The 20,110-nt window shown below is 71.3% G+C and carries 19 protein-coding genes; 10 read left to right on the forward strand and 9 right to left on the reverse strand.

Annotated elements, in window-relative coordinates:
* Positions 1-139 precede the first annotated feature (139 nt).
* The 3 genes from ACIBLC_RS00700 (at position 140) to ACIBLC_RS00710 (ending at position 4,590) form a co-directional block, all read left to right on the forward strand.
* Positions 140-1,468, forward strand: a complete 1,329-nt coding sequence (locus ACIBLC_RS00700) for a class I SAM-dependent RNA methyltransferase (protein ID WP_399208395.1) — start codon at positions 140-142, stop codon at positions 1,466-1,468.
* A gap of 130 nt (positions 1,469-1,598) precedes the next feature.
* The gene (locus ACIBLC_RS00705) at positions 1,599-3,170 is read left to right on the forward strand and encodes an SDR family oxidoreductase (protein WP_399208397.1); all 1,572 of its coding nucleotides are present in this window, start codon (positions 1,599-1,601) and stop codon (positions 3,168-3,170) included.
* A 40-nt stretch (positions 3,171-3,210) separates the two neighbouring features.
* On the forward strand, positions 3,211-4,590 hold the full coding sequence (locus ACIBLC_RS00710) for a cryptochrome/photolyase family protein (RefSeq protein WP_399208398.1): 1,380 nt from the start codon (positions 3,211-3,213) through the stop codon (positions 4,588-4,590).
* A 120-nt stretch (positions 4,591-4,710) separates the two neighbouring features.
* Here the strand turns inward: ACIBLC_RS00710 and ACIBLC_RS00715 are convergent, their stop codons facing one another.
* Complete coding sequence (locus ACIBLC_RS00715) at positions 4,711-5,295, reverse strand: TerD family protein (protein WP_399208399.1); 585 nt, start codon at positions 5,293-5,295, stop codon at positions 4,711-4,713.
* Between the two features lie 266 nt (positions 5,296-5,561).
* On the opposite strand from ACIBLC_RS00715, the gene ACIBLC_RS00720 reads away from it, so the two are divergent.
* The gene (locus tag ACIBLC_RS00720; protein WP_399208400.1) at positions 5,562-6,494 is read left to right on the forward strand and encodes an endonuclease/exonuclease/phosphatase family protein; all 933 of its coding nucleotides are present in this window, start codon (positions 5,562-5,564) and stop codon (positions 6,492-6,494) included.
* Between the two features lie 160 nt (positions 6,495-6,654).
* Here ACIBLC_RS00720 and ACIBLC_RS00725 read toward each other — a convergent pair whose 3' ends face one another.
* The 4 genes from ACIBLC_RS00725 to ACIBLC_RS00740 form a co-directional block, all read right to left on the reverse strand.
* Positions 6,655-7,335, reverse strand: coding sequence for a response regulator (locus tag ACIBLC_RS00725; RefSeq protein WP_399208401.1), 681 nt, complete (start codon positions 7,333-7,335; stop codon positions 6,655-6,657).
* A 142-nt stretch (positions 7,336-7,477) separates the two neighbouring features.
* Positions 7,478-8,659: a sensor histidine kinase gene (locus ACIBLC_RS00730; protein ID WP_399208402.1), complete on the reverse strand. Its 1,182-nt coding sequence runs from the start codon at positions 8,657-8,659 to the stop codon at positions 7,478-7,480.
* Positions 8,660-8,786: 127 nt separating this feature from the next.
* The gene (locus ACIBLC_RS00735; protein WP_399208403.1) at positions 8,787-10,997 is read right to left on the reverse strand and encodes an MMPL family transporter; all 2,211 of its coding nucleotides are present in this window, start codon (positions 10,995-10,997) and stop codon (positions 8,787-8,789) included.
* A gap of 256 nt (positions 10,998-11,253) precedes the next feature.
* A complete protein-coding gene (locus tag ACIBLC_RS00740; protein ID WP_399208404.1) occupies positions 11,254-12,216 on the reverse strand; it encodes an SGNH/GDSL hydrolase family protein in 963 nt (320 codons plus the stop codon).
* Positions 12,217-12,416: 200 nt separating this feature from the next.
* Between ACIBLC_RS00740 and ACIBLC_RS00745 the strand changes: the two genes are divergently transcribed.
* A complete protein-coding gene (locus tag ACIBLC_RS00745; protein ID WP_399208405.1) occupies positions 12,417-12,593 on the forward strand; it encodes a hypothetical protein in 177 nt (58 codons plus the stop codon).
* A 238-nt stretch (positions 12,594-12,831) separates the two neighbouring features.
* Here ACIBLC_RS00745 and ACIBLC_RS00750 read toward each other — a convergent pair whose 3' ends face one another.
* Both ACIBLC_RS00750 and ACIBLC_RS00755 read right to left on the reverse strand, forming a co-directional pair.
* Positions 12,832-13,602 (reverse strand): SDR family NAD(P)-dependent oxidoreductase, encoded by a 771-nt coding sequence (locus tag ACIBLC_RS00750; RefSeq protein WP_399208407.1) that lies wholly within the window; start codon positions 13,600-13,602, stop codon positions 12,832-12,834.
* An 88-nt stretch (positions 13,603-13,690) separates the two neighbouring features.
* Complete coding sequence (locus ACIBLC_RS00755; protein WP_399208408.1) at positions 13,691-14,110, reverse strand: molybdopterin-binding protein; 420 nt, start codon at positions 14,108-14,110, stop codon at positions 13,691-13,693.
* A 176-nt stretch (positions 14,111-14,286) separates the two neighbouring features.
* On the opposite strand from ACIBLC_RS00755, the gene ACIBLC_RS00760 reads away from it, so the two are divergent.
* The 4 genes from ACIBLC_RS00760 to ACIBLC_RS00775 all read left to right on the forward strand — a co-directional run bounded on the left by ACIBLC_RS00760 (position 14,287) and on the right by ACIBLC_RS00775 (position 17,183).
* On the forward strand, positions 14,287-14,676 hold the full coding sequence (locus ACIBLC_RS00760; protein WP_399208409.1) for a cell division protein SepF: 390 nt from the start codon (positions 14,287-14,289) through the stop codon (positions 14,674-14,676).
* A gap of 210 nt (positions 14,677-14,886) precedes the next feature.
* A complete protein-coding gene (locus ACIBLC_RS00765) occupies positions 14,887-16,038 on the forward strand; it encodes an AAA family ATPase (protein ID WP_399208410.1) in 1,152 nt (383 codons plus the stop codon).
* 153 nt (positions 16,039-16,191) lie between these two features.
* Complete coding sequence (locus ACIBLC_RS00770; RefSeq protein WP_399208411.1) at positions 16,192-16,524, forward strand: nucleotide pyrophosphohydrolase; 333 nt, start codon at positions 16,192-16,194, stop codon at positions 16,522-16,524.
* Positions 16,525-16,706: 182 nt separating this feature from the next.
* On the forward strand, positions 16,707-17,183 hold the full coding sequence (locus tag ACIBLC_RS00775; protein WP_399208412.1) for a DUF6099 family protein: 477 nt from the start codon (positions 16,707-16,709) through the stop codon (positions 17,181-17,183).
* A 411-nt stretch (positions 17,184-17,594) separates the two neighbouring features.
* Here the strand turns inward: ACIBLC_RS00775 and ACIBLC_RS00780 are convergent, their stop codons facing one another.
* Positions 17,595-17,774, reverse strand: coding sequence for a hypothetical protein (locus ACIBLC_RS00780; RefSeq protein WP_399208413.1), 180 nt, complete (start codon positions 17,772-17,774; stop codon positions 17,595-17,597).
* 276 nt (positions 17,775-18,050) lie between these two features.
* Here ACIBLC_RS00780 and ACIBLC_RS00785 point away from each other — a divergent pair, with 276 nt between their 5' ends.
* The gene (locus ACIBLC_RS00785; RefSeq protein ID WP_399208414.1) at positions 18,051-18,974 is read left to right on the forward strand and encodes an LLM class F420-dependent oxidoreductase; all 924 of its coding nucleotides are present in this window, start codon (positions 18,051-18,053) and stop codon (positions 18,972-18,974) included.
* A gap of 38 nt (positions 18,975-19,012) precedes the next feature.
* On the opposite strand, the gene ACIBLC_RS00790 is transcribed toward ACIBLC_RS00785, so the two are convergent.
* Complete coding sequence (locus ACIBLC_RS00790; RefSeq protein ID WP_399208415.1) at positions 19,013-19,903, reverse strand: LLM class F420-dependent oxidoreductase; 891 nt, start codon at positions 19,901-19,903, stop codon at positions 19,013-19,015.
* Positions 19,904-20,110: the final 207 nt, after the last annotated feature.

Consider the following 20,110-nt stretch of genomic DNA (forward strand, 5'->3'; position numbering starts at 1 on the left):
GGTGAGCGGTCGGCCGTGGTGGTGGTGAGCGGACGGGCGGACTTGTGGTGAGCGGACGGGCGGCGGCCACGTAGACTGGACGGCTGTTGTCCGACCGTCCCGCCCTCCCGCACCTTTTCGCATCTGGAGTCACCCCGCCATGCAGGCAGAACCGAAGAAATCACTGGTGGGGGAGGAGTACGAGGTCGAGGTCGGCCCTGTCGCCCACGGCGGGCACTGCATCGCCCGTACGGCCGAGGGACAGGTCCTCTTCGTCCGGCACACGCTGCCCGGCGAGCGGGTCGTCGCGCGCGTGACGGACGGCGAGGAGGGCGCGCGGTTCCTGCGCGCCGACGCCGTCACCGTGCTCGAGCCCTCCAAGGACCGGGTCGAGGCGCCCTGCCCGTACGCCGGTCCCGGCCGCTGCGGCGGCTGCGACTGGCAGCACGCCAAGCCGGGCGCTCAGCGGCGGCTGAAGGGCGAGGTCATCACCGAGCAGTTGCAGCGGCTCGCGGGCCTCACCCCGGAGGAAGCGGGCTGGGACGGCACCGTGATGCCCGCCGAGGGCGACAAGCTGCCGGCCGGTGAGGTCCCGGCCTGGCGCACGCGCATGCAGTACGCCGTCGACCCGGACGGCAACGCCGGACTGCGCCGGCACCGCTCGCACGAGGTCGAGCCCATCGAGCACTGCATGATTGCCGCGGAAGGGGTCAGCGAGCTCGGCATCGAGCAGCGCGACTGGTCCGGCATGGCGTCGGTCGAGGCGATCGCCGCCTCCGGCTCCCAGGACCGCATGGTGATCCTGGAACCCCGGCCCGGCGCCCGGCTGCCCCTCGTCGAGCTCGACAAGCCCGTCTCCGTCATGCGCGTCGAGGAGCACGACGGCGGCATCCACCGCGTGCACGGCCGCGCCTTCGTCCGTGAGCGTGCCGACGGCCGCACCCACCGGGTCGGCAGCGGCGGCTTCTGGCAGGTCCACCCGCAGGCCCCGGACACCCTGGTCAAGGCCGTCATGCAGGGACTGCTGCCGCGCAAGGGCGATATGGCGCTTGACCTGTACTGCGGCGTCGGCCTCTTCGCCGGCGCCCTCGCCGACCGCCTCGGCGACAAGGGCGCGGTCCTCGGCATCGAGTCGGGCAAGCGCGCGGTCGAGGACGCCCGGCACAACCTCGCCGCCTTCGACCGCGTCCGCATCGAACAGGGCAAGGTCGAATCCGTCCTCCCGAGCACCGGCATCACCGAGGTCGACCTGATCGTCCTCGACCCGCCCCGCTCCGGCGCCGGCAAGAAAACCGTCGAACACCTCGCGTCCCTCGGCGCCCGCCGCATCGCGTACGTCGCCTGCGACCCGGCCGCCCTGGCCCGTGACCTGGGGTACTTCCGGGACGGCGGGTACAAGGTACGGACGCTGCGGGCGTTCGATCTGTTTCCTATGACGCATCACGTGGAGTGCGTGGCCATTCTTGAGCCTGCGGAGAAGGGCTCCTGAGCTGCTGTTTCTTCGCTCATGAGGTGGGGCGCGCCAGGGGGCGGTCGGTGTAGCGACGGGCACGTGCGGGCCGCTGCGGCGATGATCGGACGGAAGGCGCAGAAACCCGCGAGTGGTGGAGGAGCTGGACGTGGACGCTGGCCGAACCTCGGATACAGGCGGACTGCGGTGCCTGGTGACCGGTGCCTCCGGATATGTCGGGGGGCGGCTGGTGCCCGAGCTGCTGGAGGCCGGCCACCAGGTGCGTTGCGTGGCCCGCACTCCGGGCAAGCTGCGTGACTACCCCTGGTCGGGCGACGTCGAGGTGGTCAAGGGCGATGTCACGGACGCCGATTCGATCGCCGAGGCCCTGCGTGGCATCGACGTCGCCTACTACCTGGTGCACGCGCTCGGCACCGGCTCGAGGTTCGAGGAGACCGACCGCCGCGCGGCCCGGACCTTCGCCGAGCAGGCGCACTCCGCGGGTGTACGGCGGATCGTCTACCTCGGCGGACTCACACCCCGCGGCGTGCCCGAGCGGGAACTCTCCCCGCATCTGCGCTCACGCGCGGAGGTGGGCCGCATCTTCCTCGACGCCCCGGTCCCCGCGACGGTCCTGCGTGCCGCTGTGGTCATCGGCTCCGGCTCGGCCTCCTTCGAGATGCTGCGCTACCTCACCGAGAGGCTGCCGGTCATGGTCACCCCCAGCTGGGTGAACACCCGGGTTCAGCCGATCGGGGTACGTGACGTGCTGCGGTACCTCGTCGGCTCGGCCACCATGCCGGACGACGTCGACCGGGCGTTCGACGTCGGCGGCCCGGACGTCCTGACCTACCGGGACATGATGCTCCGGTATGCCGATGTCGCCGGGCTGCGGCGAAGGCTGATCGTGCCCGTGCCGGTACTCACCCCGCGGCTGTCCAGCCACTGGGTCGGACTGGTCACGCCGGTGCCCGCGTCCATCGCGCGGCCGTTGACGGAGTCGCTGCGCCACGAGGTCGTCTGCCAGGAGCACGAGATCGCCCGCTACGTGCCCGACCTGCCGGGCCGGCCCCTGCCGTTCGACGAGGCCCTGACCCTGGCGCTGCGCCGGGTGCGCGATGCGCAGGTCATCACCCGTTGGTCGTCCGCCGACCTGCCCGGTGCGCCGAGCGATCCGTTGCCCACCGACCCCGACTGGGCCGGCGGCAGCCTGTACGAGGACGAGCGGAAGCTGACGGTCGAGGCGTCCCGCGAGGCACTGTGGAAGGTGATCGAGGGCATCGGCGGCGACAACGGCTGGTACTCCTTCCCGCTCGCCTGGGCGGTACGCGGCTGGCTGGACCGCTTCGTCGGCGGTGTGGGGCTGAGGCGGGGCCGCCGCGACGCCGAGCGTCTGCGGGTCGGTGACTCGCTGGACTTCTGGCGGGTGGAGGAGATCGAACCCGGGCGTCTGCTGCGGTTGCGCGCGGAGATGCGGCTGCCCGGTCTGGCCTGGCTGGAGATGCACGCCGAGCAGGACGACGAGGGCCGAACCCGGTACCGGCAGCGTGCGTTGTTCCACCCTCGAGGTCTGTTCGGCCACGCGTACTGGTGGAGCGTCTCGCCGTTCCACGCCGTGGTGTTCGGTGGCATGGCCCGCAACATCACCCAGGCGGCGGCCAAAGGGATGAGTGCCCACGACAAGGCGGCGTCGGAACACGTCATCCGTGACCCGGACTCCGGCGGAAGCGTTCACCAGTAGTCCAGCACCCTGTAGTTCGGCTCAGCACCAGGAGTGGCGCATGACTGTCGCGGTCGTCCTGTTCACCTCGGACCTGCGTCTGCACGATCATCCCCCGCTGAGAGCGGCGCTGCGTGCCGCCGACGAGGTGCTGCCACTGTTCGTGCTCGACCCGGCCGTCCACGCCGCCGGCTTCGACGCGCCCAACCGGCGTGCGTTCCTGGCCGACAGCCTCGCCGACCTGGACGCCTCGCTGCGCGAGCGCGGCGGCCGGCTGGTGCTGCGCTCCGGGCCGGTGGCGCGCGAGGTCGGTGCGGTCGCCGCCGCTTGCGGGGCACGCGAGGTGCACATCGCCTCCGGAGTGACCCGGTTCGCGCACAGGCGTGAGGAGCTGCTGCGAAAGGAGCTGGCCGGGAAGGGCGTTGAGCTGATCGCTCACGACGCCGTGGTGACGGCCGTGGCGCCGGGGGCGGTGGTGCCGGCGGGCTCCGACCATTTCGCGGTCTTCACACCGTACTTCCGCCGCTGGTCACAGGTTCCCCTGCGTGCCCCGGAAGCCGCCCCGCGCAAGGTCCCGGTGCCGACGGACGTGCGGGGGGATCCGCTGCCGTCCCGCGAGTCGGTCGCGGGCGTCTCCCACGGGGTTCCATCAGGCGGCGAAAGCGAAGGGCGCCGGCTCCTGGCCGACTGGAGGCGCGGCGGCCTCGCCGACTATGAGGAGCGGCACGACGACATGGCCGGTGACGCGACCTCCCGGCTGTCGCCCTACCTGCACTTCGGAGTGCTCTCCCCGGTCGAGGTCGTGCACCGGGCGCGCGCCCACGGCGGCCCCGGCGCGGAGGCGTTCGTCCGGCAGCTCTGCTGGCGCGACTTCCACCACCAGCTGATGGACGTCCGACCGCAGTGTTCCGACCGCGACTACCGCTCACGCGACGACGACTGGCGCACCGAGGAGGAGGCAGCGGAGGAGATCACGGCGTGGAAGGAGGGCCGCACCGGCTACCCGGTCGTCGACGCGGCGATGCGGCAGCTCAGCCACGAGGGGTGGATGCACAACCGGGCCCGCCTGCTGGTGGCGAGCTTCCTGACCAAGACGCTGTACGTCGACTGGCGCGTCGGGGCACGCCACTTCCTGGACATGCTCGTGGACGGTGACATCGTCAACAACCAGCTGAACTGGCAGTGGGTCGCCGGCACCGGCACGGACACGCGCCCCAACCGTGTGCTCAACCCGGTGATCCAGGGCAAACGCTTCGACCCGCAAGGCGTCTACGTGCACCGCTGGGTACCCGAACTGCGGGACGTCGCGGCGAACAGGATCCACGAACCGTGGCGGCTGCCCGAGCACGAACGGGCCCAGCTGGACTACCCGAAGCCGCTGATCGAACTCGCGGACGGTCTGACGCGGTTCAAGCACGCCCGCGGCCGGACGGAGTCCTGACCCGGGCCTCCGGCATCGGCTGACGCGTGCGTGCCTGTGCCGTGGGCCGACGCGTGCGTGCCTGTGGCATCGGCTGACGCGTGCGGGTCGGCGCCGGTGAGGGCGCCGACCCGGACCGTGCTACTTGCTCACGGCGAAGCGCATCAGGGCCTTCTCGTCGCCCTGCTTGATCTTCCCGGTCTCGTTGATCACCTGGAGCTTCCAGGTCCCGCCGGCCCGCATGGCCTTGGCCACGGCGCAGCCGTTGTCGGCGCTGAGCAGGCTCGGCCAGATGTCGGCGACCTGCTGGGAGCTGCCGCCCGTAGCGTCGTACACCTTGAAACTGATGTTCCGCGCCTTCTGGAAGCTGCTGCCCTTCTTGTACGCGGCGGCGACGAACACGATGGACGTGATGTTGGCCGGCACGCGATCGAGCTGGACGGTCACCGTCTCGTCGTCGCCGTCCCCCTGGCCGGTCTGGTTGTCGCCGCTGTGCAGCAGCGAGCCGTTGCCCAGCGGGTCGGGGGAGTCGAGGCCGGCCAGCCGCACCGGATCCGCTCCCTGCATGGCGATGGCGATCAGGTCGAGGTCGGTACCGACTTTCTGCCGGATCTTCCCCATCAGACCGCCGCTGCTCCCGACGGTCGGGTCCCAGGACGCGCCGATGGTCAGGTGGGTTACCCCAGCCAGATCCGCCGGACCGTCTTCCTTGGTGAGTGTGATCATTCGTGAACCCCTTGGTGAGGCGACTTCGACACTCGAATTGTGTCTGGAGTGGTCAAGCCTGAGCACACCAGGTCCAGAAATGCCAGGACAGAGGGGCGAGAGGGCAGAATCGACCAAAGATGGTCACGCCGTGTGGGCGGACGGTTGCCCGCAGGCACACCACGGCGTCCAGGTCGTGAGTGGGCGTGAGGGGGGTCGTGATCGGGCCGACTGACCCCAACAGGCTGACCGCAACCGGATCAACGTCCCCTGCGTCGTCGTAGCGTGTGACGTCCATCGAATGGAGGCGGGGGCGCGTGGTCGCGCTGCTCGCCGTACTGGTTGCCCTGCTGTTGGTCTTTCCTTCCGTGGTTCCCAACACGCCCGGCCGGCTCGGCAGCCTGCTGGAGACCTTCCTTCCCTGGCTCGGTCTGACCGTTCCGGTACTGCTGGCCGTGGCAGTCCTGCGCCGCTCGTTCGTCGCACTGATCGCGTCGCTGGTCCCCGTCGCCGCCTGGACGAGTCTCTTCGGCGGTCTGCTGCTTCCCGGCCATGACCCGGCGGCGCAGGTCACCGCCGTTCAGCACAATGTCAGCGACGAGAACCCCGATCCGGCGGGCACCGCGCGGTCACTGGCCGGGACCGGGGCGGATCTCATCGCCCTGGAGGAGCTGACGCCTTCCGCGACGCCGGCCTTCGCGGCGGTCCTGGCGCCGGACTATCCCCACCACGCCACCAGGGGCACGGTCGGACTCTGGTCGAAGTTCCCGCTCTCCGACGTACGGCTGGTGGACGTCAGACCGGCGGGATTCGGGGAGGGCTGGAACCGCGGGCTGCGGGCGACCGCCCGTACGGCACAGGGCCAGGTCGCTGTGTACGTGGCTCACCTGCCGTCCGTACGCATCGGTCCGACGACCGGATTCAGCTCCTCGGCGCGTGACGAGAGCGCTGTGCTCCTCGGTGAGGTGATCGCGGCCGAGCGGCTGGACCAGGTGATTCTGCTCGGGGATCTCAACAGCACCGTGGACGACCGCGGCCTGGATCCGGTCACTTCGCGGATGAGGGCGCCGGAGTCGGGATTCGCGTTCAGCTGGCCCGCGGGGCTGCCCATGGCGCGCATCGACCAGATCCTGACCCGCTCGGCGACGGTCACCGACGTCTGGTCGCTGCCCGCGACGGGGAGCGACCACTTGCCGATAGCCGCCCGGATCAAGTTCTGACGCTCGCATCAGGCTCTGACGCCCTGCCCGCACCGGACTCTCACGCCCGCAGCAGGCTCCGACGCTCAGGCCGGGTTTCAGGCGGCACCCCATGGCTCCATGACCTGGCACGGCATCCGCTCGCCGGAAACCTGCCGAGCGGTGACTGCTCGCCGCCCGCTCAGCCCTGCGGCGGCGCCGGATGCACCAGGCCCGACTGGTAGGCGATCACGACCAGTTGGGCCCGGTCGCGGGCGTTCAGTTTCGTCATCGCGCGGTGCACATGGGTGCGTACGGTCAAGGGGCTGACGAAGAGCTGCTCGGCGATCTCGGTGTTGGACCGGCCCTCGGCGGCCAGGGCCATCACCTCTCGTTCGCGGGCGGTGAGGGCGTCGAGGGCACCGGGGAGCGCGAGCGGGGCGCCGGGGGCCGGGGTGGCGAGGAAGCGGGTGATGAGCGCGCGGGTGGCCAGCGGGGAGAGGAGGCTGTCTCCGGAGGCCACAGTGCGGATGGCGTCCAGGAGTTCGTCGGCGCGGACGTCCTTGCCGAGGAAGCCGCTCGCGCCCGCGCGCAGCGCCTGGGCGACGTACTCGTCGATCTCGAACGTGGTCAGGATGAGGATGCGGGTGGCGGACAGGTCCGGGTCGGCGCAGATGGCGGCGGTGGCCGCGAGACCGTCCGTGCCGGGCATCCGGATGTCCATGAGGACGAGGTCGGGGCGGTGGACACGGGCGAGCTCGAGGGCTTCCCCGCCGTCGGTGGCCTCGCCGACGACGGTCAGGTCGTCGCAGGAGTCGATCAGGATCCGGAACGTGGCCCGCAGCAGGGCCTGGTCGTCGGCGAGGAGGACGCGGATGGTCATCTGGGGCTGTCTTCTTCCGAATCTGGGGCCGGCCGGAAGCGGCTGGACGTGAACTGGTCGGACGTACGGAGTTCGGACGTACGGAGTACGGGGTTCGGAGGTGCGGGGTTCGGGCGTACGGAGTGGGGTGGAAGTCCGGGTTCTAGGCGCGGATCGGCAGTTCCGCCGTCACGCTGAAGCCGCCGTCGGGGCGGTGGCCCGCCTGGAGACGGCCGCCGACGGACCGGGCGCGCTCGTGCATACCCATGACTCCGAAGCCGCCGCTCGGCGAGGGAGCGGCGGGCGCCGCCGCGTCGCTGTCGTCGCTGACCGTGATCCTGAGCCAGTCGTGGGAGTAGCCGAGGTGGACGCGTGCCGTCCGCGCGGCGGCGTGCTTGGCGACGTTGGTGAGTGCCTCTTGCACGATCCGGTACGCCGTCACGTCCACGCCCGGTGAGAGCGGCTGTTCCGTTCCGTCGGCGGTGACGGTCACCGAGAGCCCGGCGGCGGCGAACGCGGTGGTCAGGTCGGAGAGCCGGCCCAGGCCGGGGGCCGGTTCGAGGGGTGCGCCGGGGTCGTCCGGCTGACGCAACAGGCCGACGGTGGACTTGAGTTCACGCAGTGCCGAGGACGTCGTACCGGCCAGGTCGTCGAGCATGCGCGGGACCTGGTCGGGGTGGGTGCGCGCGAGGTGTGCGGCGGTGCCGGCCAGCGCGTTGGCCAGGGCCATGTGATGGGCGACCACGTCGTGCAGTTCGCGGGCGATCCGCATGCGTTCCTCGGCGACACGGTGCCGTGCCTCCTCCTCGCGGGTGCGCTCGGCGTACTCGGCGCGAGCCTGCGCGGCCTCCAGGTAGGCGTGCCGCAGGCGGGTCGCGGTGCCCCAGGCGAGCGGAGTCAGCACCCAGAAGACGGGGCCGATCGTCTTGAGGGGCCATGGGTGGTCGTAGTGGTCGCCGATCATGGCTGTACCCACCAGCAGGACGACGACGGCGAGGAGGGCGGCGCGTCCCGTCCTGCGGTCGGTGTACATGGCCAGGGCGTACAGCGCGACCATCAGGGGCGCGAGGAGCAGCGGAGTGAGCAGATAACCCACCGCGCTGCCGGTGTTGACGGTGACCGCGGTCAGCGCCACGACGGTGCGGGGGTGACCGCGGCGCCACCACAGGGCGAGCGAACCGATGAAGGCCAGCAGCGTTCCGGGCCACCAGGGGATCTCCACTCCCGACGCTTCCCGGAGGCTGGTCGCGCTGCCCAGGAGGGAGAGGAGCAGCACCTGGACGATGACCATCAGATCGACGAAGCGGGGATGGTCCTTCACGTATCTCTGCAAACTGGCGATCATCGGTTCTCCGGTCGGGGCGAGCTGGGTCCATGGTGTGCGCCGCCGCGGACGAACCGCCGACGAGGGCCGCCCGTGTCACCACGGGCGGCCCTGGCCTTCCCGACTCGGAAGACCGGGCGCGGGGTCCTCAGACGCGAGCCGACTCCAGGCCGGCCGGGTCCGGCCGCGCCGGGGCGCCGACGGTGTGCCGGCCGAGCGCCTCGCCCTCCACGTCGACGCGCGGCAGGATCCGGTCCAGCCAACGCGGCATCCACCAGGCCGCTCTGCCCAGCAGCGCGAGGACCGCGGGCACCAGCGCCATCCGGACGACGAACGCGTCGAAGAGTACGGCGATGGCGAGGCCGAAGCCGATCATCTTGATCATGGATTCGCCGGCGCCGATGAATCCGGAGAACACCGCCATCATGATCAGCGCGGCCGCCACCACGACCCGGGCGCTGTACCGGAACCCGGTGACCACCGCCTGACCCGGCCCGTCCCCGTGGACGTACGCCTCCCGCATCCGGGCGACGAGGAACACCTCGTAGTCCATGGCGAGACCGAAGACGATGCCCACCAGGAAGATCGGCATCATGCTCATGATCGGGCCGGTCGACTCGACGCCGAGGAGATCCGCGCCCCAGCCCCACTGGAAGACCGCGACGACGGAACCGAGGGCCGCGAGGACCGACAGGAGGAAACCGAATGCGGCCTTGACCGGTACCAGGATCGAGCGGAAGACCACCATCAACAGCACGATGGCCAGGCCCACCACGACGACCAGGTACGGGATCAGCGCGTCCTGCATCTTCCGCGCGACGTCGATGTTGAGCGCGGTGGTGCCGGTGACCTCGAACTCCGCGCCGGCCGAGGACTCGGTCGCGGGCCGGTCGTCGCGGATGGTCTGGACGAGGTCCTTGGTCTTCTCGCTGGTCGGCGCGTCGGCCGGGACGGCGGAGAAGACCGCCGTGTCGCCCGCGGGGTTGAAGCGGGGGGTCGAGACGGAGACGACTCCCGCCGTGTCACCGATCTTCTGTCCGATCGTCTGGACCGCGGCCTTCGCGTCCGTGGCGCCCATGGCGTCCACGACGATGGTCAGCGGGCCGTTGAAGCCGGGGCCGAAGCCCCGCGCGAGGTCGTCGTAGGCGCGGCGCTCGGTGGTCGAGGTGGGCTTGGCCTCGTCGCCGCTGGTGCCGAGCTGGAGACCCGTCACCGGGATCGCGAGGACGCCGAGGCCGGCCACCGAGAGGAGGAGCACCGGCAGCGGGCGGCGCAGGACGAACCGCGCCCAGCGGGTGCCCCCGTTGTTCTCACTCGCCTCCTTGACCCGGCCGTGCCTGCGGGCCGAGCGGGACAGCACGGCGTTCGGCCAGAAGCCGAGCAGGGCCGGGACCAGCGTCAGCGCGATCAGGACGCCGACGGCGACCGCCCCGGCGGCGGCCAGGCCCATCTTGGTGAGCATCGGCACGCCGACGACCGCGAGGCCGGCCAGCGCGATGACGACGGTGAGTCCCGCGAAGACGACCGCGGACCCGGCGGTACCGGTGGCCAGACCCACCGCCTCCTGGGGCGGGTGGCCCTTGGCGCGCTCCTCCCGATAGCGGGAGACGATGAACACCGCGTAGTCGATGCCGCACGCAAGACCCAGCATCGTGGCCAGCGTGCCCGTCGTGGAGGACAGGCCGAACGCACTGGCCAGCGCCATGATCGCGGCCATGCTGACGCCGACCCCGATGATCGCGGTCAGCAGCGGCAGCCCCGCGGCGGCCAGCGAACCGAAGGTGATCAGCAGGACGACGGCCGCGATGGAGACGCCGATCACCTCGGCCGTACCGCCCGCCGAAGGCTGGGTCGCCAGCGCCGTTCCGCCCACCTCGACGGTCAGATCCGCGCCCTGGGCCTCCCTGACGGCGGACTCCAGGGTGTTCTTGGCGGTGTCGGTGAGATCGTCCGCCGTCACCTTGTAGGTGACGGTGGAGTACGCCGTCGACGCGTCCTCACTCACCGCCTTCGCCTGGAAGGGGCTCACGGCACTGGCGACCTGCGAACCGTCGGACGCCTCGGCCACGAACTTCTCGATGACCGCGCGGTTCTCGGACGAGGTGACCTTCTGCCCGTGGGGCGCGACGAACACGACACGGGCGCTCGCCCCGTCGGCGGTGGCGCCGGGGAAACGTTGCTCCATGAGGTCGAACGCCTTCTGGGACTCGATGCCCGGCATGGCGTTGCTCTGGTCGGGGGCGGCCGGTGCGGTGGCCGCGCCGAAACCGACGCCACCGAGCACCGCCACCCACAGGAGGGCGGCGAACCAGCGCCGCCGAAAGGCCAGACGGCCCAGTCGATAGAGAAAAGTAGCCACGGGCGGAGGTCTCCACATCTGATCTCGGATACCTGCCAAGACTCCCGGCGAGCGGGGTGCCCCGTCGTCGTGCGGCTGCCGACAATCCGGACTACTCAGAACGCAGTACGCCCGGCCGGCGTGTGGTCCTCGGGAACGACGGAGCCTGGGGACCACGACACGGCCGCCTCGGCCTCACCGGGTCAGACGGCGGCCCAGCCGAGTCGACCGGCCGTACGTCGCCACGGGCGGCCGGTGTTCGCGGTGCGCGCCGGGTTCACCGCGTTGTCCTGAGGGTGCGCAGGACCGCGTCGGCCATGCCGCGCTCCCCGCGCTCGTTGGGGTGGACGGGTGCGGCGGGGCTCGCCGGAAGGAGGGGCTCCACCCAGCGGGTCCTCAGCGCGGAACAGGCGTCATGGCCGGTGGAGGGGGTGTACGTGTCGGCGTATCCGGCCCCGGCGGCCTGCGCCCGGTCCCGCAGGGTGCTGTTGAGCAGGCGCTCCTCGGCATCGAGGAACGTCGAGTCGGCGGGGGCGAGAGTCATGTCGTCGTCGCAGCCGACGCCCTCGGCGGGCAGGATCGCCGGGTATCCCACGACGTAAACCTGGGCCCGCGGGGCACGGCGCTCGATCTCGCGCAGCGCGCTGGTCAGGGATTCCCCCGCCGTCCGGATCCGCTGCCGTATCTCGTCGGTGTCCCCGGAGACGTACTGACCGCGGCAGGGCGCGTCGTCGCCGGTGTACTTGCCGCTGCCTGTCGCGACGAAGAGGGCGCCCTGCTGGACACACTGTTTGACCAGCGAAGCGAAGCCGATGTCGTTCCCGCCGATGCCGATGGTGACCAGCCTGGTCGAGGCCGACAGCGCCGACAACTGGGCGGGGTTGACCCCGTCGCCGGTGGTCTGCGGCGCGGACAGGTCGGCGAGGGTGGCGCCACCGCAGCTCATGTCGCGGAAGTCGGCCGCCTTGATCTCCAGCTCCTTGGCGACCAGCGCCGGGTAGTTGCGGTCGGAGCGGTCGCACCCGGCGGGCCTGCCCGTCTGGGCGGGGATCCGCGGGCCGGAGGTGTAGGAGTCGCCCAGCGCGACGTACGGGCCGGTCGGGGGTGTCATGGCCGCGCTTTTAGGCCGGGTGGAGGCGGCGGGGTCGTCGTCGCCGTTGTGCCCGACGCTGACCACGAGGAGCAGCAGGCCGCAGGCGATACCCGCGCCGGCGAGTCCTGTCCGTATGTACGTTCCCATCTTGGTGTCCCGCTCTTCCGTCTCGGATGGTCCCTGCGCGGGTGTTCGCCTGATGCGCGCCGGGGCTCGGCTTCGCAGGGTCTCCGGGGGCGGGGTGTCCCGTCGTCGTGCGCCTGCCGACACATCCGCTACTGAGAGCGCAGTACGCCTGGCCGACAATTAACTTACTTGAGTCAGGCAACTAGATGTAGCCTCCGACCATGCCCGCCCCACCGCCGTCAGGCGCCCCGGCCTCGACGGACATCCCGGAGATCGAGGGCGCTCTCAACCGCATCTCCTATCTGACCGGCCGGGTCCGGGAGCACGGCATGGAGGGTCTGTCCCGCGGACACCGGCTCACCCCCGGGGCGGCGGGACGGCACGCCGTACCACGGTGATCTCGTCCTGGACGACAGCGCCTGCCAGGCGCGGCGCGGGCGCCTGGCCTCGATGTCACGCCTGCGGAGTAGCGGTTGCCGCGGTATGCGCTGGTCAACGCGGAACAGGTGATCTCGAAGGCAGGGCGGCCGGCACGTCTGGGGCGAGGCCCGCGCCGACAACGCGGTCGACGCGAGAATGAGGTGATCCGGCGGCTACTGGGCGCAGTTGAATCGCTCGGACTTGCTCCGCGAGTGTCTAGACGCTGTATCCGCCGTCCACGCCCAGCGCCTGCCCGGTGATGAAACCGGCCCGGTCGGACGCCAGGAACGCGACCGCCTCGGCGATGTCCCTCGCGTCGCCGAACCGGCGCAGCGGGATGTTGCGCCGGGCGATCTCCAGTGCCCCGGCGTCGAGTTCGCCGGAGCTGATAAGACGTGCGGCGTTGCCGTCGGTCAGCATGCCGGGGCCGACGCAGTTCACGCGTACCCCGTACCGCCCCTCTTCGGCGGCCAGTGCCCGCGCGACCGCCTCGACCGCGCCCTTCGTACCCGAGGAGAGCCCGTCGCGGACCGGATACCGGCGGGTGGCCACGGTGGTGACGGCGACGATGTTGCCCCGGCTCTCCCGCAGCCTCGGCAGCGCCGCGTGCACCAGGTTGAAGAACCCCCCTGCGTCCGCGTCGAGTTGGGCGCGGTACCGGCTCGGCGTGACCTCGCTCAGATGCACCATCGGGACGTGCGGGCCCGCCGCGTACACCAGGGTGTGGATGCCGCCGAACGCCGAGGCTGCCTCGGCCACCACCCCCGCCGTGGCCGCCTCGTCGCTCAAGTCGAGGCGCCGCGCGAGTACTTGGCGGCCGGACGCCTTCACCTCGCCGGCGAGAGCGTCGGCCGCGGCCTGGTTGGCGCGATACGTGAACGCCACGTCGCTGCCCCGCTCGGCCAGCATCCGCACCACCGCCGCGCCGATGCCACCCGTGCCGCCCGCGACGAACGCGGCTCCCGTGCTGTCGGCGAAGTCAGACATCACAGCATTCCAGCACGCACCCTTACCCGCCGAACAGCCTCGTGCGGCGAAGGGACTTCAGTCGGTCGACTCCGCCGGTCCACGCGGCTCAGGCGTTGGAGAGTGACACCTCGGTGGCCTTGATGAGCGCCACGACCGGGGAACCGGTGGCCAGGCCGAGTTCCGTGACCGCGTCCCTGGTGATCGCGGAGGTCAGTTCGCCGCCCGCCACGTCGACCTTGACGCGGGCCATGGCGCCACCGGTGGTGACGTCGGTGACCGTGCCGGGGAGCTGGTTGCGGATGCTGACCCCGCTCACCGGGCCGGTGGCCAGCGACACCTCCGTCGACTTGATCAGCGCGCGGACCGAGGAGCCCGCGGCCAGTCCCAGGTCCTCGACAGCTTCCAGGGTGACGGCCGCGGTGAGGTCCTGACCGCCGTCGAGGCGGACCTTCACCGTCGCCATCACCTCACCCGGGGTGACGGACGCGACGGTGCCGGGAAGCTGGTTGCGGATGCTCAGACTCATCTGGAACGCCTCGATCACTGTGCGGGGTTGGAGGTTTGAGTCATTATGTCCGCACTGTTGTCGTCGCGGTGCTCGCGGACGGGTCGCCGACCGTGTCGAAGTTGAGCCGAACGGGTGACCATGCGTAAGAATTGCCCGGTGCAGACAACGAGTGCGAGCCAGGACGGGGTGGATCTGTGAACGGCCACGACGCCACCGATGAACAGTGGGAGGGGCTCGCCCAGGTTGTCCCCCTACGGGGCCGGGACGCCTGGCCCTCGGCGGTCGACCACCGGTCGATACCCGAGGCCCCGACAGAAGCGCGCCGCCGCTTCGTCGTCCTGCGTATCAACGTGTTCGGCGACGCTCGCGAGGTCGCCGAGACACTGATGGCGGGAATACCCGTCCTCCTCGACCTGACCGGGGCCGAGACGGACGTCGCCAAGCGGGTACTGGACTTCAGTACGGGGGTGGTCTTCGGACTGTCGAGCGGCATGCACCGCGTCGACCGGAACGTGTTCCTGCTGACGCCGCCCGGGACCGAGGTGCGGGGGCTGATGGAGGGCGCGGGGGTTCCCGGGGCGTGAGGCGGGACTCGCGGCGCGCGGCGGCTCTCCGGAGTGCGACAGCCCCTCTCCGGCGCGACAACTCCTCGGGGTCGGGGCACGGTAGTCCTTCGGCGTGCGTGGTGGTTCCTCGGCCGTCCCTGGGTGGTCGGTCGGTGTCCCGTCCCTCGATCGTAGGAAGATCCCCCAGGCGTAACGGTTCGCCTGGCCGCGGAGGCCTACCGTCCGGATATGACCCTGTCATCCCTGGAGGCCCCCGCGGTGGTGCGGGCGCGCCCCGACCGCCCGGGCGTCACCGAGCTGCGGCTCGCCGCGTTCGCCACCCACCGCCGTGTCCGGTTCCCGCTCGGACCGCTCACCCTCGTCGCCGGGCCCAGCGGCAGCGGTAAGACCAGCGCGCTGCGGGCGTACGAGGCGCTGGCCCGGCTCGGCAGCGGCGCCGAGCTGGGAGAGGTGTTCCCGGCCCCGGCCGCCTGTGTGCCCGAGCGCGCCCGGCCCGACGCCCAGCGCCGGCGCGGCTTCCGCATCGGCTGCACCGTCGACGGTCCCGAGGGCCCCGTCCGTCTCGACGTCGCCGTGCAGGCCGAGCCCGAACTGCGCATCGTGGGCGAGCGGTTGACGATGGGCGGCCTGACCCTCCTGGAGACGGCACTACGGGATCCGGGGCGCCCCGTGGTCCAGGCCGCCTGGCACACAGGGGGCTCGTCCGCGGTGACCCGGGGCCCGCTCCCCGACGACCGCCTCGGCACCGCGCTCCTCCCACTGCGCGTCTCCGGCCGGACGGCCGGCGAGCGCCAAGTCCTCGCCGCCGCCGAGCAGATGGTGCTCGCGCTACGGTCCGTCTTCGTCTGCGACCCGAGCCCTCGGCTGATGCGCGCCGCCGCCCCTGTCGGCTCCGGTCTGCTGCTGCGCGGCTGCGACAACCTCGCCGAAGTGCTGTGGCGGACCCGCGCGGAGTGCGGCCGACGCCACGCGCAACTGGTCGCCGCGGTCGAGGCCGGCTGCGCGGGATCCGTCACGGACGTTCTGGGCGAGCCCTTGCGCGACGGCACGATCCGGGCGTTCCTCGACCGCGGCGACGGCGTACGTACGGAGCTGGGGCTGCTCGGGGACGGCGAGTTGCGGTATCTGGCGCTCGCCCTGGTGCTGCTCACCGGACCGGGCGTGCTCGCGGTCGACCAGGCGGGCGAGGTGCCCGCGGCGCTCCAGACGCTGACCGTCCTGGCCGACGGTCTCGACCGCTGCCTGGACGCCCGGCAGGCGGGGGAGCTGGTACGGCTGGCGGCGCGGATGTGCGAGCGTGGGCACATCCGGCTGGTCGGCACGATGAGCGACGCCTCCTGGGCCTACGGGGTGCCCGGCGCGACGGTGGTGGAACTCTGACCGGGGCGACGGTCATTTACCCTCGGTCGGGCCGATGGTCGATGAGATCGACGGCGATAGACCTTGGCCGTGACAGGGGTCGGACCCCGGCCGTGCAAATACACGGGGTCCGATCCGGGCTGTGCAAGCCGTGAGTGAAGCTGGACGTGAGCCGTGACCGAACTGGACGTAGCGAAGCTGCAACACCGCCTTGCCGAGTTCGCGGCCGCGCGGAACTGGCAGCCGTACCACACCCCCAAGAACCTCGTCGCCGCGCTGAGCGTCGAGGCGTCCGAACTGCTCGAGATCTTCCAGTGGTTGACGCCGGAGCAGTCGGCCCGGGTGATGGACGACGCCGACACCGCCCATCGAGTCACCGACGAGGTCGCGGACGTCCTGGCCTATCTGCTCCAGCTGTGCGAGGTACTCGGCATCGACCCGCTGGCGGCCCTCGACGCGAAGATCGACCGGAACGAGCGGAGATTCCCGCCCTCGGAGAGTGTGTGACAGCCGCGGAGTTCGAAAAATGTCACTCTCCGGAGTCTTCGAGTTGTCCACACTCAACTCCGTGTCCACAGATTTCGGGCTACCTCTGGCTTTTCGTCCTGTCTGACCTCACTCTGGGTAGTGGACGGCGGAGTTCGGGTGGACGCGTGTGGTGAGCGCGTCGGGACAGACGGGGACAGCGCATGGAGGCGGTGCGGCTCATCATGGCGAGCAGGCGTGCCCTGGCGGGGACGGGCGAGGCCCCGGAGGTGATGACAGAGGCGTGGCAGGCACACGCCCTGGCGCAGGCGATCGGCAGCCGTCTCGCCGTCTCAGGACCGCCTGAACTGCGGGGCGAGGCCCTCGGTCTGACCGAGCTGGCGGGGCGGGGCTGCGGCGTCCTCGGCGCCCCCGCTCTCGACCTCGGCGCCTTGCGGGCCGCCCAGCTCACCGAGTTGGGCGACGCCCGCGAGGCGCTCCTCTGCCTCGGGTGCCTCCTCGGCGAGGTCGGGATAGCCCTCGTCGGAGTCGCCTGCGCGGCGGACGACCAGGGCACGTACTGGCAGTGCATGGAAGCCATCGACGCGGCGGACGAGTCCCGGGACCGGGTACTGGAGATGCTGAGACGGCTGACGGTGCGCGATCAGCGGGTGGTGGAGCGGGATGGGGCGGCCTGGTGACGCCGCCCTGGTCCTCGCCTCCACCACCGGGCGTCAGTCGTGGTCAGCGTCCTCTCTCCGCCTCCCGGCGTCGGCCCTGGCCGGTGTACGCGTTCCGCCTCCCGGGGGCAGCCGGGGTCAGCGTCCTCGTTCCGCCTCTTGGCGTCTGACCTGGTCGGTGTGCGGGCTCCGCCTCCGGGGGGCAGCCGGGGTCAGCTTCCTCGCTCCGCTCTCTTGGCGTCAGCCGCGGTCGGCGTGATAGCTCCGACTTCCCGGCGTCGGCCGCAGCCGGCGTCTCCGCTCCGACTTCCTGGCGTCGGCCGCGCAGTCGGCGTCAGCGCCCCGCTCTCCCGGCGTAAGCCGTGGTCGGTGGGTTCGCTCCGACTTCCGGCCGTCGACCGGGGTCGGCGTGTTGGCCGGGTTCGCCCGGCGTCAGCCGTGGTCGGCCTCGGCTTCGGTCTTGTCCGTGGCGGCGCCGGGCCGCGGCCCGGAGAGATCCGCGTCCAGTTGGGACAGATCGGCGTTGAGCGCCGCCATCAGCTCCTCCATCTGCTGGAGCAGCCCTTTCGGCGGTGCGGACGCGCCCGCTTGCGGCACGACTTCCTGGGACACGACGGCCTCCTCGGCCCTCGTGCGGGAGGGCCACTGACGGGAGTGACGCCCCGGCGACCGCCGGCGACGGGGGCCGGCGGTCCGGCTCCGCCCGAGCCAACGATCACCACCGACCCCGGTCACTGGTCCGGACCCGTGCCACACGCGGGGTTGACGGATTTCACCCGCCAGGGAGCGGGAGCGCCCGGGCACTCAGGTGCGGGTTGACGACCCGGGGCGCGGGAGAGCCAGCGGTTCAGTAACGGTGACCCGAAGTGACCGGTGCATGATGGATGCATGGATCTTCGAGTGTTCACAGAACCGCAGCAGGGAGCGACCTACGAGACGCTGCTCCGCGTCGCAAAGGCCGCCGAAGACCTCGATTACGGAGCGTTCTTCCGCTCCGACCACTACTTGCACATGGGCTCCGCCGACGGGCTCCCCGGCCCCACGGACGCCTGGATCACCCTCGCCGGTCTCGCCCGCGAGACCAGTACGATCCGGCTCGGCACCCTGATGACAGCGGGCACCTTCCGGCTGCCCGGCGTCCTCGCCATCCAGGTCGCCCAGGTCGACCAGATGTCGGGCGGCCGGGTCGAACTGGGCCTCGGCTCCGGTTGGTACGAGACCGAGCACGAGGCCTACGGGATCCCGTTCCCCAAGGAGAAGTTCGGCAGGCTGGAGGAACAGCTCGCCATCGTGACCGGGCTCTGGAAGACCCCGGTCGGCGAACGCTTCGACTTCGACGGGAAGTACTACCAGCTGAAGGACTCTCCCGCGCTGCCCAAGCCGGCGCAGCAGCCGGTCCCCGTCCTCATCGGCGGTCACGGCGCGAAGCGGACGCCCGCCCTCGCGGCGCGCTTCGCCGACGAGTTCAACATTCCGTTCGCGTCGATCGAGGACTCCGAGCGGCAGTTCCAGCGGGTCGCGGAGGCGGCGAGGGAGCACGGCCGCGCCGCCGACGACCTCGTCTACTCCAACGCCCTGGTCGCCTGCGTCGGCAAGGACGACAACGACGTCAAGCGGCGCGCCGAGTCCATCGGGCGTGAGGTGGACGAGCTGAAGGCGAACGGCCTGGCGGGATCTCCCGCCGAGGTCGTCGAGCGGATCGCCCAGTACCAGGCCGTCGGATCACAACGCATGTATCTCCAGATCCTGGATCTCGACGACCTGGACCACCTGGAACTGATCGCGGCCGAGGTCATGCCCCAGCTCGGCTAGCGCGACCTCCGTGGTCCGCGCTCTCCCGCGGACCACGGTCAGGCCAGCAACTCGGCCAGCCGCCGCCAGGCCTCACGGGGGAGCGCGTCACGGGACCGGCCGTCGACCAGTTGCAGGGCCACGTGGTCCGCGCCCGCCGTGCGGAAGGCCTCGATCCGCGCGCGGATCCGGTCCTCGTCACCCCAGGCGAAGAGCGCGTCGACCAGCCGGTCGCTGCCGCCGTCCGCGAAGTCGTCGTCGGTGAAACCGAACTTGAGCAGCGCGTTCGTGTAGTTCGGCAACCCCAGGTAGGGGGCGAGACTGCCGCGGGCCGTCGAGCGGGCGCGCTCCGGGTCGGTCTCCAGGACCACCTTCGTCTCGGGCGCCAGCAGCGGGGCGTCGCCGAGGATCTCGCGGGCGACCGCGGTGTGCTCGGGAGTGACCAGATACGGATGCGAGCCGGCGGCCCGGTCACGCGACAGCTCCAGCATCTTCGGGCCGAGCGCGGCCAGCACCCGGCGCTCGGCGGGCAGGCCGGCGGCGTCCAGCGCGTCGAGATAGCCGACCATGGCCGAGTAGGGGCGGCGGTACTGGTCCGCCAGCTGGGCGTGGCTCACCCCGAGGCCGAGCAGGAAGCGGCCGGGGTGCGCCGCCTCCACCTCGGCGAAACGGGCCGCGGCGCCGGCGGCCTCGTACTGCCAGATGCTCTGGATGCCGGTCGCGACGGTGAGCCGCGAGGTTCCCTCGATGAGAGGTACGGCGTGCCGCACCTCGCTGTTGCCGCCCAACCAGACGGCGCCGAAACCGAGTTCCTCCAGTTCGGCCGCGGCCTCGGCGAGCTCGCCGCGTCTGGCGGGATCCTCCGAGCGCAGCCCGACACTCCAGACGCCGTACGGTCCGACGGTCTCCTTCAAGGAGCCGGCGCGGTCCACGGCCCTGACCTCGTTCATCGGTGGGGATCCCTCCGGGTGGGGTGCGGGTTCATGCCGATGTGCGGCAGTGGCGGCAACCGGCGGCTCCCCGGGGCTATTCCTCGGCGGTCCGACGCCGGAAATTCCCGGGTCCGCCCGGGACGTTCGCTGTACGTTGAGCGGGCGATATGCGCGGCGATGCTCCGCGCACCCGGTTTCCCCAGCTCAGCAGATGTTTCGAGGCTA

Origin of the sequence: Streptomyces sp. NPDC050535, assembly GCF_044457665.1 — a bacterium.
Taxonomy (GTDB): Bacteria; Actinomycetota; Actinomycetes; order Streptomycetales; family Streptomycetaceae; genus Streptomyces.

Coding starts and splice junctions, on each gene's coding strand:
- ACIBLC_RS00700 (WP_399208395.1), top strand. CDS start 140: ATGCAGGCAGAACCGAAGAAATCACTGGTGGGGGAGGAGTACGAGGTC.
- ACIBLC_RS00710 (WP_399208398.1), top strand. CDS start 3,211: ATGACTGTCGCGGTCGTCCTGTTCACCTCGGACCTGCGTCTGCACGAT.
- ACIBLC_RS00775 (WP_399208412.1), top strand. CDS start 16,707: ATGGAGGCGGTGCGGCTCATCATGGCGAGCAGGCGTGCCCTGGCGGGG.
- ACIBLC_RS00750 (WP_399208407.1), bottom strand. CDS start 13,602: ATGTCTGACTTCGCCGACAGCACGGGAGCCGCGTTCGTCGCGGGCGGC.
- ACIBLC_RS00765 (WP_399208410.1), top strand. CDS start 14,887: ATGACCCTGTCATCCCTGGAGGCCCCCGCGGTGGTGCGGGCGCGCCCC.
- ACIBLC_RS00740 (WP_399208404.1), bottom strand. CDS start 12,216: ATGGGAACGTACATACGGACAGGACTCGCCGGCGCGGGTATCGCCTGC.
- ACIBLC_RS00785 (WP_399208414.1), top strand. CDS start 18,051: ATGGATCTTCGAGTGTTCACAGAACCGCAGCAGGGAGCGACCTACGAG.
- ACIBLC_RS00715 (WP_399208399.1), bottom strand. CDS start 5,295: ATGATCACACTCACCAAGGAAGACGGTCCGGCGGATCTGGCTGGGGTA.
- ACIBLC_RS00755 (WP_399208408.1), bottom strand. CDS start 14,110: ATGAGTCTGAGCATCCGCAACCAGCTTCCCGGCACCGTCGCGTCCGTC.
- ACIBLC_RS00745 (WP_399208405.1), top strand. CDS start 12,417: ATGCCCGCCCCACCGCCGTCAGGCGCCCCGGCCTCGACGGACATCCCG.
- ACIBLC_RS00790 (WP_399208415.1), bottom strand. CDS start 19,903: ATGAACGAGGTCAGGGCCGTGGACCGCGCCGGCTCCTTGAAGGAGACC.
- ACIBLC_RS00725 (WP_399208401.1), bottom strand. CDS start 7,335: ATGACCATCCGCGTCCTCCTCGCCGACGACCAGGCCCTGCTGCGGGCC.
- ACIBLC_RS00730 (WP_399208402.1), bottom strand. CDS start 8,659: ATGATCGCCAGTTTGCAGAGATACGTGAAGGACCATCCCCGCTTCGTC.